Raw genomic sequence first — 22,009 nt, forward strand, 5'->3', positions numbered from 1 at the left:
TGCGTGGGCCAACGCCGTCAGCCCACCGGGGCGCGGAAGGTGGCGACCAGCCCGCCGCCCTCGCGAGCGGCGAAATCGACGCGGCCGCCCATCGCCTCGACGATCTGCTGCACGATCCAGAGGCCGAGACCTGCGGTGCCGCGCTGGCCGCCGCGACTGACATATTTGGTGGTCAGCTCGCCGAGGCTGTCGGCCGGAATGCCCGGGCCGCGGTCGGCGACCGCGACGATCAGCTCCTCGCCGTCGCGTGCGCACGTGACATCGACGGGCTCGTCCCGGCCGTGCCGCGCGGCATTCTCCAGCAGATTGGTCAGCACGCGCCGCAACCCCTGCGCGTCCGCCGACACGGCACCGGCTTCGATGCTCAGCCGCAACCGTGGTGGTGCCAGCCCCACGGCGTCGGCGGCAGCAAGGATCAACTCAGCCATGTCGATGTGGCGCACCCGGCCGGTCGAGAACGTCGGGCGCCGGCTCAGGGCGACGTCGGACAGGGCGTCGAGCATGTCGCCGATGTGGTGCACGTGCCGCGCCACCAGCTGCAGACTGGTCTCCCGGTCATCATCGGACATCGGTTGCGCGGAGGTGAGCGCTTCGGTCAGTGCCTCCAAAGATGTCACCGGCGTGCGGAATTCGTGTACCAGCACCTGCAGTCCGTCTTGCTGAGATTGGTAGGAGCGCAGCAGACGCGCCCTCAGGTCGCGTTCCTCTTCGGCGGCGGCATGTTCGGCTTCGGCTTCGACCAGCGCCGTCAGCCGGGAGCGGTGTTCCCGCTCGGCAAGTGCGGACAACCCGGCGGTGATGATCGCGACGAACAGCAGATACAGCGCCGACCAGCCGGCCAGCAGTGCCGGCGCCGCCGTGACGGGCTGCGGTGGCGATGACGTGAGTGCCACGGGAACGTAGGCCGCGCCCAAAAGCACTGCCGCGAGGAGGGTTTCAGCCAAGGACAATCGGGCCGCGGAAGCGATGACGACGAGCGCCAGTACCGACACGACCGGGCTGTAGACGCCGCCGCTCAATGCGATGAGTGCGAGGGTGAACGCGGAGTCGAAGGAGGTGACCAGCCACGCGTACGGAGTGCGGCGAACCTCCGGCTGCGGATAGGCCATCAGTGCCGCCGCGTAGGCCATCGCCCCGCCGAGCACCATCACCGTGGCCGCGGTGTGTTCACGGACCCAGTAGGGTCCGATCGCCAACAGCGCACCGATCGAGATCACCACGGCGACCCGTACCGCCACGACGGTGCGGGCCAGTCCGTAGTCCCCGTCGCCGAGGTCCGTATTGAGCTGATCGAGCGGTCTCACCCGGCTGACCATAGGGTTGGGTCTAGCATCACGGCAATGACCCGCTCGCCGTACGTGGTGGTCATCGTCGACGACCACGAGCTGTTCGCGCAGGGCCTGGCCCTGTTGCTCACCCGCGAATGGGGCGAAATGTTCACGGTGGGGGGCCAGACCACATACGTGGAGGAGGCCGCCGATCTGGTCGCCCGGTGCAAGGCAGACGTGGCGATCATCGACCTCTCCATGCCACCGTTGGGCGGGGTGGCTGCGATCCGGCACATCAAGGCACGCCACCCTGCCACCCGGATTCTGGCCCTGTCCGGCACCGACGACCTCGCCCTGGCCGAGGAGGCGTTGCGCGCCGGCGCCGATGGGTTCCTGCCCAAGACGGCGCGCCCCGAGGCGCTGGCCGGCCCGTTGTGGACGATCGCCGAGGGACTGCGGGTGATCGACGGAGCCCTGCTCGACGCACTACTGAGCAATACGCGTAAGCCTCCGTCAGCGCTGCTGGAAACGTTGAGCGCCCAGGATGTTCGGCTCTGGACGCTGCTGGCGACCGGCATGGAAACCGGCGACATCGCCCACCGCATGCTGGTATCCGAACGCACCGCCAAACGTATGGTCGCCGCACTGCTGCACAAACTCGGGGTGGGCAACCGCATTGCCGCCGCGGCGCTCGCCGGGCGCTTCGGGATGCTTGACGAGGTTGCCGAAACCGACCGGCTCAGTTGAGGATTCGGATCGCCTGCGCAGGACACATCGCCGCTGCCTGAATCACCAACTGGCGCTGGGCTTCCGGGGGATCCGGGTCGAGCACCACCACCTGGTCGGCCCCGTCCGGAAGGTCGAACACCTCCGGTGCGGCCAGTAGGCACTGACCGTGGCCCTCGCACACTTCGTAATCCACCGTGACGTGCATCGACAACCTCCGGATCCCGCTGTTGTCGCCCAGTATCTGCGCCAGGTTCAGGAAGCGGGCGGTCCGAGCGCGCCAGAAGTGGCCTGTGCGGGCCAGCGTCACGACCGTGAATTCAGCAGCTCGTTGATCTTCTTGAGCCGCTTGGTCACCAGCGCCCCGATATCGATCGAGCGGTCCGGTGAACAGGTCACGATCTCGGCAACCACATTGGCCTTCGCCAGCATCGCGAATTCACAGATCCATCGCTGCCCAGCCAGATTCGTCGTCCACTGCGCGGCCTCGGGCGGGCTCTGTGCCAACGGCGCCGGGTTCACCGTCATCCTGCGCCCGTCGTCACCCCAGGCGGAGACGGAGCGCTGGCAGCCGGACACCGCCTTTCGAACTGAGTCGAGAAATGCCGCAGCGTCGAAGTTGGCGGGGTAGGTGGCCGAGACCTCCAACAGCTGGTGCTGGTCGGTCCGGTGGTCCTGCTGGGTCCGGGCTTCGCGGCCGGTGTAGTTGGTGGGGAACAGGGGATAGCGCCCGAAGGCTACGACGCCATGGCATTCGGCCGGATCGGCGCCGATGAACAGGGCGGACTGCATGTCGTCCTCGGTGAGCGGGCTGTTCGGTACCGCCGAGAACGAGCCGGACGGCGTCAGCAGATCTCCGAGCTGTGACGGTTGAATGGGTCCGCTGGAACCAGCACCGCGCGCCGCCGCCTTCGCGCTTCCGTCGACAACGCTGGTGCATCCGGAGAGCGCCAGGCAGCAGGCAACCAGAAGCGTCACCGCACCGTGGCGGCGTACCGGAGTGGAGTCAGAGCCGGCGTCACCCACCCTCTCAGCATCCACGAACCGTCCGCCGAGCGCGCGCGAAGTGCGAACCCGACGTCATGAGCCGCCGAGGGTCCGCAGGCTCGTGACCTGGTGCGCCAGGTCGATCAGCTTGGTGTTGCGTTCCTGCGAGAGACGTTTGAGCAGTTCGAACGCCTGCACGGCATCGATGTCGAACCGCGCCATGAGAATCCCTTTGGCCTGCCGGATGATGTCGCGGCTGGCCAGCGCGCTGAGTCAGCTCTCATCCCCCTGAGAGATGTCGACAACCCGAAGATATCGGCGCAGACCCCGCTGGTGGGGCCGCGAAGCGAACGCCGGCGTGACTTTTGCCTTCGCGTAGTGGACACTGGGATGGAAGATCGGCTCAACCACGATGCCGTGTGGTTTTTTGCCGACTGAATGGAACGTCCCATGTCGACCGTTCTCCTCGATACCACCGATTGCACGGAAGCTGTGAACGGCATTTGTGCCGCCTATGAGCGCGTGCAGCTTTCCTGTCGCCCCACGAGCGAGGTCGGGCGCACGCGGATCCGCCGAACCAGCCTGGGTTCGCTCTATGTCGACGAAATCGAGCTGGGCTGCGAAGTGGGCTTCCGCTCGAATCCACCCGACCGCATCTATCTGGCCCGGATGCATTCCGGAACGTTCGTCTACGAGTGGATGAAGCACGGGCAGTTGATCTTTGGCCCCGATGATGTCGCGGCTTACGACGGTATGGAAAACGGTGCGTTCACCGGCTGGGCCGCGCGTACGCACTGCGACGTGCTCTCCATCGACCGCAAAGCGCTGAGCGAGGTGGCGAGCGGCCCGAAAGATACGCCGGTGCGGCTGACCGGGATCGCGCCGGTCTCACCCGAGGCCAAGCGGCATCTGGTACGTGCCGTGGACTATGTCTGCCAGAGTGTGTCCGACGACCTGCGTGTTGTCCGAGATCCGTTGATCAGCAGCACGATTCAGCGTTACCTGGCGGCCAGCGTGCTGGCCGCCTTCCCCAGCACCGCGGTGCTGGACACGACGGCTGCGGATCGGCGGGACAGCACCCCGCAATTGCTGCGTCGCGCAATCGATTTCATCGAGGAAAACGCGCACGACGACGTTTCGCTCACCGACATCGCCAACGCGATATTCGTGACACCGCGGGCATTGCAATACATGTTCCGCAAGCATCGGGACTGCACGCCCACCGAGTACCTGCGACAGGTGCGTCTGCACCACGCTCACCTCGAGCTGGTCGCGGGCAACCGCGATAGCACGTCGGTCGGCGATATCGCCCGTAAGTGGGGGTTCGGCCACATGGGGCGCTTCGCGGCGTACTACCGGCAGCACTATGGCCGCAGTCCGCACGTGACCCTGCTCGGCTGACCTGAGGTCAACGTTGACAGTGTAACGGTAACAGTGTCACTATCGACGCATGCCCGCGGCGGCCTGGACACTGGACGAGTTGGTGGGGCGGGTTTCCGCCGCACTGGCCGGCGCGGCGTATCCGGGATCGCCCAACGGACGGGTCCGCGATCTGCCCGATCGGCGTGCCGTGCGGTGGTACACGACTACCGGACTGGTCGATCGGCCGGTGATGCAAGGGCGCAACGCGGTCTACGGCGCCCGGCATTTGTTGCAGATCGTCGCCGTCAAACGCCTTCAGGCCCAGGGGTTTCCGCTGGCCCAGGTGCAGGCCGAACTGGCCGGGGCGACTGACGAGACGCTGCGCCGGCTGGCCGGGGTGCCCGACGAACTGCTCACAGCCGAGCAGGCAGCGGCCTCACCGGCTGCGGCGACCCCTGACCGGCGGAGTCGCTTCTGGACCGCGCCCCCCGCCGACGCCAGGGCGAACGGCGCTGACAGTGTCACGGCGCTCGCCGCGGTGAGCCTGCCGGGTGGGGCGATGCTGCTGCTGCCGGCACGCCCGGATGACGCCGACATTGACTCCATCCGTTCGGCCGCCGCGCCGTTGCTCGAATTACTGGCCGACCGTGGCCTGCTATCCCTCGATGATCGGAGCCCGCAATGACCGTCCGCACCACGACGACGACTGACGCCGGGACGCAGCGCGCTGCCGATCAGGCCGCGGTGGGAGCCCTGCGCACCGAGCGCGGCAACCTGCCGCTCGATCGCATCGATATACGGGTCGACATCACCGGGCTCGTCGGCCAGGTCGACGTGACACAGGACTTCGTCAATGCCTTCGACCTACCGCTGGAAGCCAGCTATGTGTTCCCGTTGCCGGACCGGGCCGCGGTCATCGGCATGCGGATGACCGTCAACGGCCGCGTGGCCGAGGCGGCACTCGCCGAGCGCGAAGCTGCCCGGCGAGATTACGACCGCGCCATCACCCCGGGCCGGCGGGCGTCGATCACCGAGGAGGAGCGGCCCGACGTGTTCACCATGCGGGTCGGCAACATCCTGCCCGGCGAAAAAGTCACCGTCGCAATCACACTCGTCAACCCTTTGACCTACGCGGACGGCGAGGCGACGTTCCGCTTCCCGCTCGTCGTCGCGCCACGGCATATCCCCGGTAAGCCATTGGACGACCTCGCCGTCGGAGACGGCTGTGGCGACGACACCGACGCAGTCCCGGACGCCTCGCGAATCACCCCTCCGGTGCTGCTGCCCGGCTTCCCGCATCCGACTCCGCTGACCGTCGACATCGGCATCGACACCGCGGGTGCGACACTGTCCGAGTTCCGGTCCAGCCTGCCCACCGAAACCACCGACGACGGACGCATCCGGGTCGTGCCGGGTCAGCATGCCGACCGGGATCTCGTGCTGCGGCTGCGGTACGCGGAAGATGCCTTTTCCGACTCGCTCCTGTTGGTCCCCGACGCCGACGGTGACGAGGGGACCTACCAGCTCACCGTGCTTCCACCCGCGCCTACGGCGCCGCCGCGTCCGCGCGATCTCGTGCTGCTGCTGGACCACTCGGCGAGCATGGGGGGTTGGAAGATGTCGGCGGCGCGGCGGGCTGCGGCGCGCATCATCGACACCCTCACCGATGCCGACCGGTTCGCGGTGCTTACTTTCAGCGACCGGGTGCAGCGGCCCGCGCAGCTACCCGAAGACCTGGTCGAGGCATCCGACCGCAACCGCTTTCATGCAGTGGAGCACCTGGCCGGTGTCGAGTCTTTCGGCAGCAGTGAGCTTTTCGGCCCGTTGCGGCAGGCGTTGGCATTGGTGCGGGATAGTGGCGGACGTGACGCGATCGTCGTCCTGGTCACTGACGGTCAGGTGGGCAACGAGGATCAGGTGATGCGCGGGCTCGCCGCGGATCTGCGCCGCGTCCGGTTGATCGCGGTCGGCGTCGACCAAGCCGTGAACGCCGGTTTCCTGGGGCGGCTGGCCAGTGCCGGTGGCGGGCGTTGTGAATTGGTGGAAAGCGAGGATCGCCTCGACGAGGCGATGGAAGCCATCCACCGTCGCGTCGCCGCCCCGCGCGCCTACTCGCTGACGTTGCGTACCGAAGGACTGGCCACCCTCGACGACACCATGGCTCCGGCCCGACTGCCGGACGCGCTGCCCGGGGTCCCGGTGGTGGTAAGCGGGCGATACCGGGGGGCTCCGGAGGGTTCGATCGCGCTGCGCGGAACCGACTCTGCCGGCTCGCACTGGTCGGTCGCCGTTGCCGGACAGCGCCGCGACGCCTCGGGGGTGAGGGCCACGTGGGCGCGGGCCCATTTGCGCGACCTCGAGGATCGCTACGCCGAGGAAGCCGGGAGCAGTTCCGCTCCGGAGTTAGCGCAGCGGATCGTCGACACGTCGTTACGCTTCGGGGTGCTGTGCCGGTTCACCGCATTCGTCTGCGCCGACGGTCCCGTCGTTGCGACGGGCGGATTGACCCATCGCGTCCTGCAGCCCGTCGCGGCGCCGGCCGGCTGGGAGCCGGGCCCGGCCGCGCCCCCCGCAGCCCAGGCAAACCTCAAGGCAGCGCGAATGGTCAAGCTGCGCAACGTAATCGTGGTGGCGGTGGTTAGTGCCCTGGTGCTCGGTGGTGGCTGGGTGTGGTCGCTGGGACGGGGTGGCCAGCCGATGTCGACTCGCGACGGCGTGGTCGGCGGCGTGACGGAGTCGCCGGAGCAGAGCCGTTCCCGGCCGAACGGCCAGCTTCCGGCGACCAAGGATGGCGGTATCGCCGATCAGACCACCGTCAATCCTGCTCCGCTGGCACCGCCCGCCGACAACAACTTCAAACGTGACGTCGTCACCAACGGGTCGCTGCAGCTGGTCGTCCATGACCCCGGCGCCGTGGCTGACCAGCTCGTCAACGCCGTGAATGACGCAGGTGGACGGGCAGATTCGCGGTCGGAGCGGTCCGGGCGATCGTCGCCGGTGGTGAATCTGGTGGTACGTATTCCCGCGGACAAGCTGGACGGCGTGCTCGCCGAGGCGAAGAAACTGGGCAAGGTCGAGTCGATGTCCATCAGCCACAGCGACGTCACCACCCAACGAGTCGACCTCGATGCCCGCATCGATGCGCTGCAGACATCGGTTAAACGGCTGCAGGAGCTGATGAGCAAAGCCGGCGACCTAGCCGACCTGCTCGCCGCGGAATCATCGCTGACCCAGCGGCAGGCCGAGCTGGACTCGCTCAAGGCTCAGCGCACTACGCTGCATGACGAAATCGACTACGCCACAATCACTGTGAATATCTCCACGGAGTCGACGGCGACGCAACCGGGCTTCTTCGGGGAGCTGGGACGTGGGTGGCACTCGGTGTTGGCGGCGGCTCATGGCGGCCTGCTGATGGCCGGATTCCTGCTGCCCTGGCTGGTGCTGTTGACTCTGCCTGTGCTGGGTCTGGTGCTGGTGATCCGGCGGATGTCCGCGCCGCGGGCACCGTCGGCCACGCCGACTGGGCAGGCCTGACCGAACGCTGTTTCAATTGTTTCAATTGCCCTGGCTAGAATGTCGCTATGTCTCCCGTCCATTCGCTCGTCAGTCAGGTTGAGGAACGCGTCCGGCGCGATCCGGATTTCGCCAGGCTCCTCGACGCGCTGCTGGACGTGCCGACGGTGCCGATGGAGGAACTGGAGCGCATCGCCGCCCGCAAGCTCAACAGTGAGCGCCGCGACGGCGTGCTGACTGATTTCCGGGCCGGCGCTCTGCCGACGCGCGAGGTCCAGTCGCGGCTGGGCTACGAGACTCCGCAGGCGGTTCACGAACTGCGCCGGCGCGGCAAGGTGCTCGGTGTCACCGTCGGCAACAACACCTGGTTCCCGGCCTGGCAGTTCGACGGCGGCCGGTTGCGTCCGGACCTGCCACAGATACTGCTCCTGCTGGCGCGATTCACCTCCGACCCGGTCGTCGCCGATCGCATCATGCGGATCAAGCGCGACGAGCTGGCGGGGGCGTCCATCTCGGAGGCACTGCGCCGCAAGAAGACCGCGAACACCGCCTGGCAGCTGCTCAACGCCGTCGGTGCCTAGTCTTCCCGGCGGATACCTGCGTGCGCTGCCGCTCAAGCGGCCGGCGGGCCTGGCGAGCAGGACGGTGCCCGCCGGCATCGAGTTGTGGAGAGTGGAAGCCGCCGAGCCCGCCGACTGGACCTGGAGCGGATTCCCGCAGCCGCGCTTCCGGTTCGATCCGGTATCGGGTGCATTCCGTACCCGTTACGCCGCCACCGCGGCCGAGGGAGCCTTCCGGGAGCGCTACCGGGACACCGGCCGGACCATCCCCGCCGACCACGCCTCGCAGTATCTGATCCAACTCGTCTCGAATCGGCCGCTGCGGATCTTCGACCTGCGGACCCAGCGCAATCTGGATGCCCTCGACGTGGACGACCAGATCAGCACCGGCCAACGCGCGCGGGTGTGGCGGCAGTGCCATCACCTGGCCGATGCGGCCCGTCGCTGGTGGCCGGATCTCGACGCCATCGTCTACCGGTCGCGCACCACACCCGAAACGTCGGTCAACTACGCCTTCTTCGCCCACGACGCGTTCGCCGCGCAGTCGTGGGCGCTCGGAAGCCGCACCGACGTCCTCGTCGACCTGGTGCTGCGGCATGACTTCACGGTCAATTGGGAGATCTGAGCCGGCACCACCGCCGAAGCCGGGTACCGTGCACCCACAGTCGTTTTCGGTAGGGAGTACATGTCGGAGACAGAGACGCCCGAGGCGCCGATGCACCACCAGGTCCGCGCTGCTTTGCGCGCCCTGGCCCGCGCGTCGGCCCCTCGTCCGGCCGCGGCTCGACGGGCGGCCAAGGACTTCGAGAAGCCCTTACCGGCGGCGGTGGGCGCCGAGATCCGCTGGGCGTTTCATCCGCCACGCACTTGGTTGTCGGGCGTCATGGCGAATCTGGTGCTGGCGGCCGCATGGCTGGTGGTCCAGCCGTTGTCCGTGGTGCACAGCAATCACATGCCCCACCACTTCCACCACAATCAGCTCGACTGGGTGGTCCTGGTCAGCACCTACTTCTCCTCGTTCGTCCTTGCCGATGTGACCACCACCAATCTGCTCGGTGGCGACCACTATCGGGTCGCCCAGGGCTTGTCGGACGGCGTGCCGCTGTGGCGGGTGCTGGTGATTAAGAATCTGGCGTTGATCGTGATCGTGGGACTTCCCACCTTGTCGGTGGCAGCCGCGCTGACGATGTGGAAGGAGGGGGTGCCACAGATGGCGATGACGATCCCCAATGTCGCCGTGCCGATCGTGTCGTGGCTTGGCGTCGGCAATGTCATCTCGGTGATGCACCCGGTGGGGGTCGAGCCACTGCTCCGCCGGTGGCGGCAGCGACGCAACCAGCGCCGCACGGCCGGCTGGCTGCTGGCGATCACCCTGCCCTATGCGCTGTACTACGTGGCCGATCCGATGGGCGGGGTGGAGCACAGGGTGATGTGGACCCAGATCCCCGCGGCGATCGGACCGGTGTTCGGCCGCGACACCAAGAGTTTCGTGCATCTGGCGATGGCTATGGCTGTCTGGCTGACCGGAACGGTCGTGGCCGTGCTGTGGGCGCGCAAGCGGGGAGTGCGCTTCGGTTAGTCCGGCGAACCCCTACGCATGTGGTGGCAGCGGGTAGACAATCGTGGTGACGCCCGGCGGTCGCCGGACGATGACACAGGGGAGGCGTGCGATGGTCAGATTCCTCCGGCAGTGCGCAATCGGCGCGATGATTCTGGCTTTCAGCGTGTTACCGGCGTTCGTGATGCCGGCGACGAGCCGTGCAGACGAGTGCGGACCCGGCTGGGCCTGGAGCGTCGAGCTGAATGAGTGTGTGTTCGTGGCTCCGGCCGCAAACGGACCCGGGGGGCCGGGCGGGCCCGGCGGGCCCGGCGGACCGGGCGGGCTCGGCGGACCGGGCGGTCCCGGAGGCCCTGGCGGACCCGGGGGGCCCGGCCGCTAGGCCCTGCCAGGCGAGCTGCTTCACACCGGCCTTCCGACCGGGTCTTTAACCTGGCTAAGTGTTAAACTAGCTAAGTAATTTCCGGCTGGACATGGGAGACAGGCGTGCCACGCACAGAAAACGACACCTGGGACTTGGCTACCAGCGTGGGGGCGACGGCGACGATGGTTGCCGCGGCCCGCGCGATTGCCACCAAGACGGACAATCCGGTCATCAACGACCAGTTCGCCGAACCGCTGGTTCGGGCCGTCGGCGTCGACTTCTTGACCCGGTGGGTCAGCGGCGACCTCGCCGACGCTGATATCGACGACGAGGAGTCGAGCTGGAAGCTGGGAGACATGCCCGCCGCGATGGCCGCCCGGACCCGCTTCTTCGATTCGTTCTTCCAGGACGCGACACACGCCGGCATCCGGCAGGCCGTGATCCTCGCGTCCGGCCTGGACGCCCGCGCGTACCGGCTGAGCTGGCCGGACGATATGACCGTCTTCGAAATCGACCAGCCCGAGGTCATCGCGTTCAAAACGGCGACCCTCGCCGAACTGGGAGCGGCCCCGACCGTCGACCTGCGCACCGTCGCTATCGACCTGCGCCAAGATTGGCCCACGGCGCTGCGGAACGCCGGCCTGGACACCGAGCGGCCGACCGCGTGGATCGCCGAGGGTCTGCTCGGGTACCTCCCGCCCGAGGCGCAGGACCTGCTGATGGACAACATCACCGCCCTCAGCGCCGACGGCAGCCGCCTCGCGGTGGAGGCGCTTCCGCCCCAACCGGAGCGGGATATGGAACAAGCGCGCGAGATGATGCGCCGCTCCACCGCAAAGTGGCGCGACCACGGGTTCGAGCTGGACTTTGAAGACCTCGGCTTCGAAGGTGAACGCAAGGATGTCGCCACCTATCTCGACGGCCTGGGATGGCGCTCGACAGGGACCCCGATGAACCAGCTCCTGGCCGACAACGGGCTCGAGGCCGTGCCGCAGTCTCACGATTCGGTGACGATGGCCGACACCACCTACTACGCGTCGGTTCTGCACAAGTGAGCGCGCCGCGCCGCACCCTCAACAGCGCGGTGACGGGAATGTGGAGCTTCCTCTCCCCGGCCTACGACCTGCCGTTTCTTCAGCACTGGGTCTACCGGCCGCCGCATGACGAGGTGATCGCTCAATTGCGCGCCCACCAGTCCCGCAAAATTGCCGATATCGCTTGTGGAACAGGGGTTCTCAGCGCTCGGATCGAGCGGGAACTGCACCCGGGCGAGATCTACGGCGTCGACATGTCCGACGGCATGCTGGCCCAGGCTCGTGCGAAATCCGATCGAGTGCACTGGTTGCGCGGCCCGGCGGAGCAGCTTCCTTTCGACCACGGCGCACTCGATGCGGTCGTCACCACCTCGGCGTTCCACTTTTTCGATCAACCGGCCGCGCTGCGCGAGTTCCATCGCGTGCTGGCACCGGGTGGTCTGGTGGCCGTTGCGACGCTGAGCGCTCGACAGCATTTCGTCCAGGTTCCCAGTCGGTGGAAACCGCAGCACAATCCGCCCCCGCAAGAGATGCGAGCCCTGTTCGAGGACGCCGGTTTCACGATCACTGACCAGCACCGCGTCCGCCGGCCGTTCTGGACTCAGATCATTTCGGACCTCATCACGGTGGGCGCCAAGGCCTAGGGCGGCAGCGCCGCGGTCCGTAACGCGGCGGTCTCAATAGGACGACGAGACCCCAAAATCTATGGGGGACCGATCACATGAGGTGTATCCGCTGAGGCATTCGGGTAGCCGACTAGCCGTGAGCGGTTCCACGTCAAGCGATCCCGTCGGCTTCGGTGCGGCCGACGAGTTGTGCCACACGCACACCGGCATCGCTGACGCCGGCACTGTCGCGACCTTCCGCCGCTCCTTCAGCGAATGGCTGGACCGTCACCTGGAGCTGGGCGAGGAGCGCGTGGCCGACATCGTGCTGGCCACCGACGAGGCAATGTCGAACTGTGCCGACCATGCGTATCGGGTGGTCGGACGGGTGGGCGCCATGACGTTGCAGATCTCCTACTACCCGGCCACCACCGAACTGAAGGTATGCGTCGTCGACCACGGCCGCTGGCTGGAGCCCGACTTCGACGCATCGAGCATGCGCGGTCGCGGCATCGTGCTGATGCGCGCTCTGGCCGATGACTGCGCCATCGACGGCGGAAGTGACGGCACCAGCGTGTGTCTGCGGTTTTACGGGTGTCCGCCCAAGAGCTTCGTCCTCAGCCAGGCCAGTTGAAGCGGGGGTTTCAAGCACCCCGAATACGGCTAATCCTCGACAGGTTCCAGACAAGGGGCTGCCCAGCATCTGTCCACAGCCGTGGGTCCCGATACCGAGGAGCGCGTCATGAGTCTTGCCGCCACCGAAGTGTTTGCCGCTCCTTTACGATTGAGCGCCCGTCTGGTTTCTGAGCTGGGTGCGCAGAACAGCACGCTGCGGGCTGCGGTCCAGGGCTTCGATGCTGCGGTCATCGTCTACGTGGGCGGCGAGATCGACGCCCTCAACGACGACACATGGCGTTTGCTGCTGGCGGAGGCGTCGGCGTTCGCCAGCGCGCCACAACTGTTCATGGTGGATGTGAACAGCGTGGACTTCCTCTCGTGCTCGTCGCTTCTTGCGCTGGCCGAAGAGGCGAACCGGTGTCGGGAGCGAGGAATCGGGATGTGCCTGGTGAGCCTGCATCCCTCCGTTGCGCGGACCATCGCAGTCTGCGGACTGAGCGACATACTCCCGGTGCACGAGACCGCCCCCCAGTGCCTGCAACTGGTCGAACACGGCCGCGAGCAGGCCAGCTAACTCGCCCTCCCGCGTCACCGTCACGCTCGATGACGGTGACCCGCATCAGGGCCGGCGCAGGGCGACCACCGTGACGTCGTCGTCGATGTTGTCCGAGGCCATCTCTGTCCAGATCCACGACGCCGGCGCGGTGTTGGCCCGGCCGAGGGTCTCTGCCAACCGATCCAGCCCGTCGTCGATCGACTCACCGCGTCGCTCCACCAGGCCGTCGGAATACAGCACCAGCCCGTGGCCGGGCTCGACGGTGAACGTACTTGCCTCGTACGTCACGCCCTTGATGCCGATGGGCGGCGAAAGCTGGATCGGTGCCAGGGACGCGGTCGGCGAGGAGTTGGTCAGGTACGGCTTCAAGTGGCCCGCGCAGGCGGCCTCCACCTGCCCGGAGGAAAGGTCGACCCGGGCCGCGACGACCGTGGCGAACGCGCTCGGCATCAGATGCAGGCAGAAAGCGTTCAGCTGATCCAGCGCATCAGCGGGCGTGGCGCCGGCGAACAACTGGGCCCGCAGCGCGTTGCGCAGCTGTGCCATGGTGCCGGCGGCGGTGATGCCGTGTCCGGCCACGTCGCCGATCAACACGATCAGCCGGCCGTCGCGCAACTCGAAGGCGTCGTACCAGTCACCGCCGACGTTGTCGCCGGCTGCCGGCTCGTAGTGCGCCGACAGGTGCCACTCCGGCAGCGCCGGGATGGACTCCGGCAACAGGCTGCGCTGCACCCGTTCGGCCACCCGCAAAGCGCCCCGGGTGCGTCGGTACAGCGATTCCACGAGGTGGCGGCGCAGGGACTCAGCCGACTCCATCTCGCTCAGGCTCCACGGATCGCTGCGCTGGCGGACGACCTCGCGCCACCGGTCGAACGACTTGCGGGGGCTGAGCCGGACCTCGTCTCCCTCTCCCAGGACGATCGTCTTGTTGTGCGGGTCACCGCCCCAATCCACCGAGCGCAGCACCTCCCGGCGGAACCAGATGGCGCATTGCCCGTCGGGCAGATTCAGCGCGAGCGCCCCGGCGGCCAGTTCAGGATCGAGGTTGAGCTCGGGCAACTCGTGGGACAGGCAGTCGGTGCCGGCGATCTCATCGCCGGCACCCCGTGCCCAGTTCGCGACGGCAGACACGACGTGTGGCGGGGGAACCGAGCCCAGCGCCTGGTAGTCGCCCTGCATGTCGACGACGACGCCGTCGGCGGCCACCAGGTCCAGCAGATCGGGTGCGCCGAGCAGCGCGGCGGACAGCGGTTCCCGATCATCCAGCGTCGCGGCGGTGATTTTGGCCAACACCGCCTGAGCGGACAGCCGCTTGTGTAGTTGATCGCCTTCGAAACGGTCGACGAGCCGGAGCGACAGGGTCGATCCGAGGAACTCGGCCGCCGCCCGGGTGCCGAAGGGTGGCAGGTGCGGACCGGCGTAGTGGTGGCAGGCAATGAGTCCCCACAATCGCCCGTGCCGCAGCAGCGAGATCGACATCGACGCATGCACGCCCATGTTCTGCAGATACTCGATGTGGATCGGTGACACGCTGCGCAAAGTGGCATGGGTGAGGTCCAGCTCCGACCCGGAATCCGGGTCGATGGCCGGCACCAGCGGCGCGGGTGTGTAGTCGACATCGTCGATCAGCCGCAGCCAGTTCTTCTCGTACAGCGCCCGCGCCTGCGCCGGGATGTCGGTCGACGGGTAGTGCAGACCGAGGAACGAATTCAGGTCCTCGCGTTTGCACTCGGCGACCACCTCGCCGTTGTAATCCTCGTCGTAGCGATACACCATCACGCGATCGAAGCCGGTGAGGTCGCGCACCGCCCGCGCGGTGATGGCGTACAGCTCAGCCAGCGAGTCGGCCCGGTTGAGCTCCTCGACCGAGCTCCGCACCGCCTGATAGGTGTTCGGGAACGAGAACGGCCGCTCGCCGTAGGCGACTTCGATCTCGACCAACAGGACGCCGCCGGGTCCACGATGCAAGATGGCGTCGAATGCCCGGGACTGTCCGGCGACGTCGATGTCGCAGGCCAGCGGGTTGCGCTGGCTCAGATCGCCGAAGGTCGACGCCGCCTGCTCGACCATGCCGGCCTGCTCGGCGCCCATCAGCTCTGACAGCGGTCGGCCCAGGACGTCGTCGACCGAACGACCGAGCAATTCGGCGACGTTGGCGCTGACCTGCCGGATCTCGAAATCGGGCTCGCGGACCACCGCGAGCACGCCGCGCGGCTGAACGCTGCCGGGGATGTGAATGGGTTCCCGGGCGCAGTTGTCCAGGTCGATGGGCGTACCGGCCGGGAGCAGGTCGGGGACCGGCAGATCGTCCGTTGCCGACAACCACCGCTGGCTGCTCGTCATGGCGCTGCCGAATCGGCTCTGGGTACCGCCTGCTCGGCAGGGGGCCGACGCACAAGCACAAATTCTCCCGCGGCCCCTGAAGGGGCATCGCTAGCTGGCGGAAAATAATTCGGGCGGATGCCCGCATCCGAGAATTCAATCCGCACGATGGAAGGCTGGCGTCTCAACCTATAGACAATCTACGCATATGCACGGTTCGTTGCCACGTGGCCCGTCGGCGTTGCGCCCATTTCCTGTGGCGTTTCGGCATGTCGCCTGCAACGCGCCTCGCAAGAATGCTTCCGCAAAAATTGCCCGGACCAGCCGGGCCATTAGTTTTCGGCGGGTGCGAGCGAATTTCCCGCGGAACGGACGGAAATTTCGAATCTGTGATTACCGTCGGCAATCTCACACGCGGCGGCTCGTCACCGCGCCCGCGCACCCAACCCGGCGAACTGCCGCAACCAGTCGAACCATGCCGTCATGCCCTCACCGGTGCGTGCGCTTATCGGCAGAATCTTGGCCGTCGGATTCACCTGCCGAACATGGCCGATGTAGGTGTCGACGTCTGCGTCCAGGTGAGGAACCAGGTCGATCTTGTTGAGCAGCACGATGTCGACCGACCGGAACATCACCGGGTACTTCAGCGGCTTGTCCTCGCCCTCGGTGACCGAGTAGACCATCGCCTTGGCGTGCTCGCCGACATCGAATTCGGCCGGGCAGACCAGGTTGCCGACGTTCTCGATGATCACCAGATCAAGTTGGGGCAGGTCGAGTCCCTGCAGGGCGCGGTTAACCATGGGGGCGTCGAGGTGGCACTCACCGCCGAAGCCGTTGTTGGTGTTGAGCAGCGAGATCTGGGCGCCGCGGCCGCCGAGTTTCGCGGCGTCGAGGTCGGTGGCGATGTCGCCTTCGATCACACCGACCGCCAGATCGCCGGCCAGTTCGTCGAGCGTGGCGGCCAGCACCGTGGTCTTGCCGGAGCCTGGTGAGCTCATCAGGTTCAGAGCGCGGATGCCGTTGCCTTCGAACGCCGCGCGATTGATGTCGGCGCGGGTGTCGTTCTCGGCGAAGATCGACTCCAGCACCTCGATGCGCTGCGAACCGGTCGAATAACCGCTGTGGTCACCATGGTCATGGTCATGGTCATGGTCATGGTCATGGTCATGGTCATGGTGGTGATCATGGTCGTCGTGTTCGTGGCTGTGCACCGTGCCGTCGTCGTGCCGGTGAAATCTACCCATTTGCTTGACCTTTCATGACACCTGGACCGACGTCACCAGGAACTCGTTACCGCGGACCACCTCGACCTCGGCACTCTCACACTCCGGGCAGCACACCGACCATCGTGACTCGATCTGTGAGCGCGATCCGCAGCCCCGGCACTGCACCTCGGCGGCCACCAGTTCGAGCTCCAATGCGGTGTCGGCCATGGTGTCGTCGAGATGTTGACAGACCAGCGACCAGCAGAATTCCAACGACTCGGGAACCACTTGACGCAGCGCGCCGACCTGCACCCGGACCACATCGACATGACGGCCTGCCGCGTGCGGTTTGACCACCCCCGCGATCGCATGGCAGAGCGACAATTCGTGCACTACACCATGCTGCCCTCTCCGAGTTATCGGTGTCGCGAAGATTGAGTGCGGAAAAACGCAGACTTTGTGTGCGAAATTGTGATTGTCGGCACTTTCGGGCCGGTCTAGCCTGAGCGAGACCGCCCGCGCCGCCAGCCCTGTGGGCGCGGGGGTCCATTGCTGCTCAGGAGGTTCGGGTGGGCAGTCGGAGTGGCACGGTGACGAGCGTACGGTTGCGACTCGACATTGCGGGCGTGGTCCAAGGCGTCGGATTCCGTCCCGCGGTCGCGCGCATCGCCGCGCGCCACGGCCTGTCCGGCTGCGTCTACAACGACTCCGGTTCGGTGCACTGCGAGCTGGAGGGGCCACCGGACGCGGTTGATGCCGCGGCGCGCGCGATCAGCACCGACCAGCCGCCGATGGCCCGCATCGACTCGATCCGCACCACCCCGGTGGCGCCCACCGGAGAGTCCGGCTTCCGGATCGTCGGTAGCCGCAGCGGCGACCGCCGCACCCTGGTCCCACCCGACATCGCGGTCTGTGAGGACTGCCTGCGCGAACTGCGCGACCCGGGCGACCGTCGTCACGGGCACCCGTTCATCACGTGCACCAACTGCGGTCCCCGCTACACGGTGATCACCGATCTGCCCTACGACCGTCCCGCCACCACGATGACGGCCTTCCCGATGTGCGAGCGGTGCGCGGCGGAATACCGCGACCCGCTCGACCGCCGCTTCCATGCCCAGACCATCGCCTGCCCCGAGTGTGGGCCCACGTTGTCGTGGCACGGCCCGGGCGCCGGTGACGATCCGGTGGCTGCGGCCGCCGCGGCGATCGATGACGGCCTGATCGTCGCGGTGAAGGGCATCGGCGGGTTTCACCTCGCCTGTCGCGCCGACAGTCCCGCCGCAATTTCAGAGTTGCGGCGACGGAAATCCAGGCCGGCCAAGCCATTTGCGGTCATGGTGGCTGATATTGCGGTGGCTGAACGCCTCTGCGAGGTCGTCGGAGAGGCGGCGAATCTGCTGCGTTCGCCCGCCGCACCGATCGTGCTGTTGTCCGGACGTGACGGTTCGCTGCAAGACGCGGTGGCGCCGGGTCTGTCCGAAATCGGTGTGATGCTGGCGTATTCGCCGCTACACCATCTGCTGTTCGACAGGCTGGGTCCGGTGCCGCTGGTGATGACGTCCGCCAACAGCGGTGGATCGCCGATCGTCTTCCGCGACGCCGACCTCAGCTGGATCGACGGGCTCGCCGACGCGGTGCTCACCCACGACCGTCCCATTCACGTTCCGTGCGAGGACTCGGTGCTCGCAGTCGACGCAGACGTGAGTGTGGTGCCGATCCGGCGGTCCCGCGGCTATGCGCCGCTGCCGGTGTCGGTACCGGTCACGACGACGCGTGCGCCGATCCTGGCCACCGGGGGCGACCTCAAGACGACCTTCTGCCTGATGTCCACCGACGGCCACGCGCACCTGTCGTCGCATCTGGGCGACATGGCCGACCCGCGCACGCAGGACTGTTTCGAATCGGCCTTTGGCCATTTGGCGTTCATGACCGACTGCCGTCCGGGTGCCATTGTCTGTGATCTGCATCCGGCCTATGCGACCACCAACTGGGCACGCCGGCAGGGTCGGCCGCTGGTGCAGGTGCAACACCACCACGCCCACGCGGTGTCGTTGCTCGCCGAGCACGGCCGCCTTGGTACGCCGATGCTCGCGGTCGCGTTCGACGGCACCGGCTACGGGACGGACGGATCCATCTGGGGTGGCGAATTCCTGATCGTCACCGACCCTGCGTCGTTCACGCGGGTGGGACATGTCAAACCGTTCGCGCTGCCGGGCGGCGACGGAGCGGTACGCCGCCCCGGCCGGATCGCGCTTGATCTGTTGCACCGGACGGGAACTGACTGGGCGCCCGGCATTCCGGCGGTGGACGGTCTGACCGACCGGGAGCGCCATGTGCTGGCTCAACAGATACCCCGGGGCAGCGGGTGTGTCCCGACCAGCAGCATGGGCCGCCTCTTCGATGCGGTGGCCAGCCTGCTCGGAGTCTGCCAGGACGTCACCTACGAGGGGCAGGCGGCCGTCGAACTCGAGCACCTGGCCCGTCGCGGCCGGGCGGTACCGCTGGAATTCGGCGTGGACGCAGGCGTTCTGGACCCGTCACCGCTGATCGTCGCACTGGTGCGGGCGTTACGCCGGGGCACACCGGCAGCCGACCTGGCGGCGGGATTCCATGCCGCCGTGATCACGGCGACCGTGCAGGCGGTATGCCAGGCCGGGGTCAGCACCGTCGGCCTGACCGGTGGTGTGTTCGTCAACCGGATACTGCGCGAAGGACTGCGCAGTCAATTGGCCGACAAGGGATTTGAGGTACTGACGCACGCGGTGTTGCCTTGCAACGACGGCGGTCTCGCGTTGGGTCAGGCTGTCATCGCGGCGCAGCAACAAGAAAGGGGGACCAGCGTATGTGTCTCGGAATTCCCGGCAAGGTAGTCGAGACCTGGGAGGAGGCGGGCACGCGAATGTGCACCGTCGACTTCGGCGGCACCACCAAGACAGTGTGCCTGGCGTACCTGCCCGACATGCAGATCGGCGAATACACGATCGTGCACGCGGGATTCGCGATCACCCGGCTCGATGAGGCCTCGGCTCAGGAAACGCTGCGCATGTTCGAGGAACTCGGGGTACTCGATGAAGAGCTGTCCGGCTCAGAAGGGCAAGTGGCAGGGCAGAGCAGGAGGGAACCGGCATGAAGTACCTGGACGAATTCCGCGACCCGGTGGCCGCTCGCACGCTGGTAGACCACATCAAGAAGCGCGCCACCAAGACCTGGACCATCATGGAAGTCTGTGGCGGACAAACGCATTCGATCATCCGCAACGGGATCGACCAGTTACTGGACGGAGCGGTGGAATTCATTCACGGGCCCGGCTGCCCGGTCTGCGTGACGCCGCTGGAGATGATCGACCGGGCGCTCGAGATCGCCGCACGTGACGACGTCATCTTCTGCTCCTTCGGCGACATGCTGCGGGTGCCCGGCAGTCGTCAGGACCTGTTCGGGGTCCGGGCCAGAGGTGGCGACGTCCGCATCGTCTACTCGCCGCTGGACGCCACGCGGGTGGCTGCGGACAACCCCGACAAAGAGGTGGTGTTCTTCGGGGTTGGCTTCGAAACCACGGCTCCGGCGAATGCGATGGCGGTGGTGCACGCGCAGCGCCTGGGGCTGACCAACTTCTCGATGCTGGTGTCTCATGTGCTGGTGCCGCCGGCCATGACGGCGATCTTGAGTTCCCCGACCAACCGCGTCGAGGGTTTCCTGGCGGCGGGCCATGTCTGCACCGTGATGGGCACCGGTGAGTACGGGCCGCTCGTCGAGCAGTTCCGCGTTCCCATCGTGGTCACCGGTTTTGAACCGCTGGACCTGCTGGAGGGTGTCCGACAGGTGGTCGATCTGCTGGAGGCGGGAACACCGGAGCTACGCAATGCGTATCCGCGAGCCGTGACTGACGTGGGCAACACCGTTGCGCAGCAGACTCTTTCGGACGTCTTCGTGGTGACCGACCGGCAGTGGCGGGGCATCGGCATGATCCCCAAGTCGGGATGGACGCTGTCGCCGCGCTACGCGCAGTTCGACGCCGAGCTGAAGTTCGGGGTGGGACACCTGCGGGTGTCGGAGTCCGCCGAATGCCACAGCGGGGAAGTGCTGCAGGGGCTGCTGAAACCCAACGAATGCCCGGCGTTCGGCAAATCCTGCACACCGCGGACGCCGCTGGGCGCCACCATGGTGTCCAGCGAAGGCGCCTGCGCGGCCTACTACCAGTTCCGGCGGCTGGAAGCCTCCGCACATGCCTGAGCCACCCGTGGCGATCGATCCCGCGGACTGGGTGTGCCCGCTGCCGTTGCGCGAGACCAAACGCATCGTGCTCGGTCACGGAGGCGGCGGCGTGCTGTCCGAGGAATTGATCGAGAATCTGTTCCTCCCGGCGTTCGGCGGCACGGCCGGTGCGGCACGCGACTCGGCCCTGCTCGACGTCGCCGGCGGGCGTATTGCCGTCACCACGGATTCCTATGTGGTGCAACCGCTTTTCTTCCCCGGCGGCAACATCGGCGACTTGGCCGTCAACGGCACCATCAACGACTTGGCCTGCAGCGGAGCACAACCGCTGGGGCTGACGGCCGGGTTCATTCTCGAGGAGGGGCTGGAACTCGACGTGCTCGGCGCCGTCGCGGAGACCATGGGTAAGGCCGCTGCCGGTGCGGGAGTGGGCATCGTCACCGGAGACACCAAAGTGGTGGCCAAGGGAAGCGCCGACGGACTCTTCGTCAATACCGCCGGGGTCGGCGTCGTCCCGGCCGGCGTGCACATCGGACCCGAGCGGGCCCGTCCCGGCGACCACATCCTCGTCTCGGGAAACCTCGGCGAACACGGTGTGGCGATCATGAGCGTGCGGGAAGGGATCGACTTCGGCACCGTGGTGACCACGGACAGCGCACCGCTGCACCTGTTGGTCGCGGCCATGCTGGCGGCCGGGGGAGCGGCCGTGCACACCTTGCGCGACCCCACCCGGGGCGGGCTGGTGGCGTCGGTCATCGAGATCGCCCGTGCCGCATCGGTGGGAGTCGAGCTGGACCTGGCCGCCATTCCCGTACCGGAGACGGTGTCGTCGGCCTGTTCCTTCCTGGGACTGGACCCGCTGCAAGTGGCCAACGAGGGCAAGATGGTGGCGTTCGTCGACCCGTCACACAGCGAGGCGGTGCTGGAGGCGATGCGGGCGCGGCCGGAGGGCGCTGCAGCGGCGATCATCGGCCGTGTAGTGCCAGAGCATCCGGGCATGGTAGTGGGCAAGACACCGTTCGGCACCACCCAGGTGATCGAACGTCAACTGGGCGAACAGCTTCCGCGGATCTGCTGAGCGCGGGGTGGTCGCGGCGAGTGTGAATCCCACGCCGCGAC

21 protein-coding genes and 1 pseudogene are annotated in these 22,009 nt (G+C 67.1%); 15 read left to right on the top strand and 7 right to left on the bottom strand.

The features are described 5' to 3' along the window. Positions 1-17: 17 nt before the first annotated feature. Positions 18-1,304: a sensor histidine kinase KdpD gene (locus QXK92_RS00415; protein WP_306239704.1), complete on the bottom strand. Its 1,287-nt coding sequence runs from the start codon at positions 1,302-1,304 to the stop codon at positions 18-20. Positions 1,305-1,340: 36 nt separating this feature from the next. On the opposite strand from QXK92_RS00415, the gene QXK92_RS00420 reads away from it, so the two are divergent. After that, the gene (locus QXK92_RS00420) at positions 1,341-2,015 is read left to right on the top strand and encodes a response regulator transcription factor (RefSeq protein ID WP_306239705.1); all 675 of its coding nucleotides are present in this window, start codon (positions 1,341-1,343) and stop codon (positions 2,013-2,015) included. Here the strand turns inward: QXK92_RS00420 and QXK92_RS00425 are convergent. The 3 genes and pseudogenes from QXK92_RS00425 to QXK92_RS00435 form a co-directional block, all read right to left on the bottom strand. Beyond that, complete coding sequence (locus tag QXK92_RS00425) at positions 2,008-2,304, bottom strand: ferredoxin (protein WP_306239706.1); 297 nt, start codon at positions 2,302-2,304, stop codon at positions 2,008-2,010. The genes QXK92_RS00420 and QXK92_RS00425 overlap by 8 nt on opposite strands. Next, positions 2,301-3,035, bottom strand: coding sequence for a sensor domain-containing protein (locus tag QXK92_RS00430; RefSeq protein ID WP_306239707.1), 735 nt, complete (start codon positions 3,033-3,035; stop codon positions 2,301-2,303). The genes QXK92_RS00425 and QXK92_RS00430 overlap by 4 nt, the downstream gene beginning before the upstream one ends. A 39-nt stretch (positions 3,036-3,074) precedes the next feature. Beyond that, positions 3,075-3,251, bottom strand: a pseudogene (locus QXK92_RS00435) (ANTAR domain-containing protein); the annotation flags it as partial. A gap of 180 nt (positions 3,252-3,431) precedes the next feature. On the opposite strand from QXK92_RS00435, the gene QXK92_RS00440 reads away from it, so the two are divergent. The 10 genes from QXK92_RS00440 to QXK92_RS00485 all read left to right on the top strand — a co-directional run bounded on the left by QXK92_RS00440 (position 3,432) and on the right by QXK92_RS00485 (position 13,169). Beyond that, complete coding sequence (locus QXK92_RS00440; protein WP_306239708.1) at positions 3,432-4,382, top strand: helix-turn-helix transcriptional regulator; 951 nt, start codon at positions 3,432-3,434, stop codon at positions 4,380-4,382. A gap of 49 nt (positions 4,383-4,431) precedes the next feature. Further along, the gene (locus QXK92_RS00445) at positions 4,432-5,028 is read left to right on the top strand and encodes a MerR family transcriptional regulator (protein WP_306239709.1); all 597 of its coding nucleotides are present in this window, start codon (positions 4,432-4,434) and stop codon (positions 5,026-5,028) included. Further along, positions 5,025-7,877, top strand: a complete 2,853-nt coding sequence (locus QXK92_RS00450) for a DUF4349 domain-containing protein (protein ID WP_306239710.1) — start codon at positions 5,025-5,027, stop codon at positions 7,875-7,877. Before QXK92_RS00445 ends, QXK92_RS00450 begins: the two co-directional genes overlap by 4 nt. A 47-nt stretch (positions 7,878-7,924) precedes the next feature. After that, positions 7,925-8,437, top strand: a complete 513-nt coding sequence (locus QXK92_RS00455; protein WP_306239711.1) for a hypothetical protein — start codon at positions 7,925-7,927, stop codon at positions 8,435-8,437. Further along, the gene (locus QXK92_RS00460) at positions 8,430-9,041 is read left to right on the top strand and encodes an RES family NAD+ phosphorylase (RefSeq protein WP_306239712.1); all 612 of its coding nucleotides are present in this window, start codon (positions 8,430-8,432) and stop codon (positions 9,039-9,041) included. The genes QXK92_RS00455 and QXK92_RS00460 overlap by 8 nt, the downstream gene beginning before the upstream one ends. A 90-nt stretch (positions 9,042-9,131) precedes the next feature. Continuing rightward, entirely contained in the window at positions 9,132-9,995 is an 864-nt protein-coding gene (locus QXK92_RS00465) for a hypothetical protein (RefSeq protein WP_306244063.1), read from the top strand. A 465-nt stretch (positions 9,996-10,460) separates the two neighbouring features. After that, a complete protein-coding gene (locus QXK92_RS00470) occupies positions 10,461-11,393 on the top strand; it encodes a class I SAM-dependent methyltransferase (protein WP_306239713.1) in 933 nt (310 codons plus the stop codon). Further along, positions 11,390-12,016 (top strand): class I SAM-dependent methyltransferase, encoded by a 627-nt coding sequence (locus QXK92_RS00475; RefSeq protein ID WP_306239714.1) that lies wholly within the window; start codon positions 11,390-11,392, stop codon positions 12,014-12,016. The genes QXK92_RS00470 and QXK92_RS00475 overlap by 4 nt, the downstream gene beginning before the upstream one ends. A 118-nt stretch (positions 12,017-12,134) precedes the next feature. Next, a complete protein-coding gene (locus QXK92_RS00480; protein ID WP_306239716.1) occupies positions 12,135-12,611 on the top strand; it encodes an ATP-binding protein in 477 nt (158 codons plus the stop codon). Between the two features lie 108 nt (positions 12,612-12,719). Continuing rightward, complete coding sequence (locus tag QXK92_RS00485) at positions 12,720-13,169, top strand: anti-sigma factor antagonist (RefSeq protein WP_306239717.1); 450 nt, start codon at positions 12,720-12,722, stop codon at positions 13,167-13,169. 45 nt (positions 13,170-13,214) lie between these two features. On the opposite strand, the gene QXK92_RS00490 is transcribed toward QXK92_RS00485, so the two are convergent. The 3 genes from QXK92_RS00490 to QXK92_RS00500 all read right to left on the bottom strand — a co-directional run bounded on the left by QXK92_RS00490 (position 13,215) and on the right by QXK92_RS00500 (position 17,071). Continuing rightward, positions 13,215-15,494 (bottom strand): SpoIIE family protein phosphatase, encoded by a 2,280-nt coding sequence (locus QXK92_RS00490; RefSeq protein ID WP_306239719.1) that lies wholly within the window; start codon positions 15,492-15,494, stop codon positions 13,215-13,217. Positions 15,495-15,898: 404 nt separating this feature from the next. After that, complete coding sequence (hypB, locus tag QXK92_RS00495; RefSeq protein WP_306239721.1) at positions 15,899-16,717, bottom strand: hydrogenase nickel incorporation protein HypB; 819 nt, start codon at positions 16,715-16,717, stop codon at positions 15,899-15,901. Between the two features lie 12 nt (positions 16,718-16,729). Beyond that, on the bottom strand, positions 16,730-17,071 hold the full coding sequence (locus QXK92_RS00500) for a hydrogenase maturation nickel metallochaperone HypA (RefSeq protein WP_306239722.1): 342 nt from the start codon (positions 17,069-17,071) through the stop codon (positions 16,730-16,732). A 197-nt stretch (positions 17,072-17,268) separates the two neighbouring features. Between QXK92_RS00500 and hypF the strand changes: the two genes are divergently transcribed. The 4 genes from hypF to hypE are packed head-to-tail and all read left to right on the top strand — an operon-like array spanning position 17,269 to position 21,968. Continuing rightward, positions 17,269-19,548: a carbamoyltransferase HypF gene (gene hypF / locus QXK92_RS00505; protein ID WP_306239724.1), complete on the top strand. Its 2,280-nt coding sequence runs from the start codon at positions 17,269-17,271 to the stop codon at positions 19,546-19,548. Beyond that, positions 19,521-19,808 carry a HypC/HybG/HupF family hydrogenase formation chaperone gene (locus QXK92_RS00510; RefSeq protein WP_306239725.1) on the top strand — a complete coding sequence of 96 codons (288 nt, stop codon included), beginning with the start codon at positions 19,521-19,523 and terminating at the stop codon, positions 19,806-19,808. The genes hypF and QXK92_RS00510 overlap by 28 nt, the downstream gene beginning before the upstream one ends. Further along, positions 19,805-20,908 carry a hydrogenase formation protein HypD gene (gene hypD, locus QXK92_RS00515; protein ID WP_306239726.1) on the top strand — a complete coding sequence of 368 codons (1,104 nt, stop codon included), beginning with the start codon at positions 19,805-19,807 and terminating at the stop codon, positions 20,906-20,908. Before QXK92_RS00510 ends, hypD begins: the two co-directional genes overlap by 4 nt. Next, positions 20,901-21,968, top strand: a complete 1,068-nt coding sequence (hypE, locus tag QXK92_RS00520; RefSeq protein WP_306239727.1) for a hydrogenase expression/formation protein HypE — start codon at positions 20,901-20,903, stop codon at positions 21,966-21,968. Before hypD ends, hypE begins: the two co-directional genes overlap by 8 nt. The last annotated feature ends 41 nt before the right edge of the window (positions 21,969-22,009 follow it).

The organism is Mycobacterium sp. TY815 (assembly GCF_030755135.1).
Classification (GTDB): Bacteria; Actinomycetota; Actinomycetes; order Mycobacteriales; family Mycobacteriaceae; genus Mycobacterium.